The following is a 915-nucleotide window of genomic DNA, read 5'->3' as shown; positions in this document are numbered from 1 at the left end:
TCTGCTCGGCAGCGTGTCGCACAAGGTTGCGCACCTGACCGACCGGACATTGCTGACGGTCGCATAGGTACACGCGCCGGTACGCGGCCGCGCGATGTCTTGCCGCGAACGACCTCACAGGTCCCGCTGCTCTGCAATGGGGACCATCCGGACGGCTATGGCGTCGGGCCTCCCCTGTCCCTACTCCTCTGCAAGCAGCCTCCCGGTGAAATCTCCCCGCCATAGGCTGGAGTGGCACTGTCACGGGAACCTGAACGAGCCGCACTTTGGTTCGGTTGGGTGCTGTGCTCAGGCCGCGGCGGTCGCGATCTGCCATTGCTGAGCGGCCGCGACACGGAAGAGGCGCAGCGTGCTTCGGGAGATCCATGGCGCTCGAGATTAAAGATGTTGTGCACTGCAGCGTGGGAGGCGAGAAAGCGTTGGGCGGATCCGGGTGACTTGAACCGCTGCATCTTTCGCTCGCGCCGCCGCACCACCTGATGGGAGTTCTCGGCTCGGTTATTCTGGCGCAGGCCCTGCTCAGGATGCGCCGTGAGGCGGAGCGCTCGCCCGGCAGCACCATAGGAGCGGAGTTTGTCGGTCACGAGCACCTTGGGAGCAAAGCCCTGCTTCTTCCGCAATTTGCGCATCAGCCGCAGCGCGGCGACCTTGTCCCGCCTCGATTGCACCAGCAGGTCGAGGATCTCGCCCTCGGCATCGACGGCTCGCCACAGGAACATCCGCCGGCCCTGGATCGAGACGACCATCTCATCCAGGTGCCATGTGTCCGCAGGGCGCGGTCGCAGCCGACGCAGGTTACGGGCATACGCCGATCCGAACTTGTCGACCCACCGGCGGATCGTCTCATAGGAGACGTCTAGCCCGCGTTCGGCCAGTAGTTCCTCCACATCGCGGTAGCTCAAGGTGAACCGCAGA

General features: G+C 64.7%; 1 pseudogene. It reads right to left on the bottom strand.

Features of this window, described 5'->3' with window-relative positions:
• Positions 1 to 288: 288 nt before the first annotated feature.
• Positions 289 to 915 (bottom strand): annotated as a pseudogene (locus tag AAHM41_RS40250) (IS6 family transposase); the annotation flags it as partial.

The sequence above is a fragment of the Inquilinus sp. OTU3971 genome, assembly GCF_038440215.1.
The sequence above is the reverse complement of the archived record's forward strand: the minus strand, read 5'-3'. Positions and strand labels throughout refer to the sequence as shown.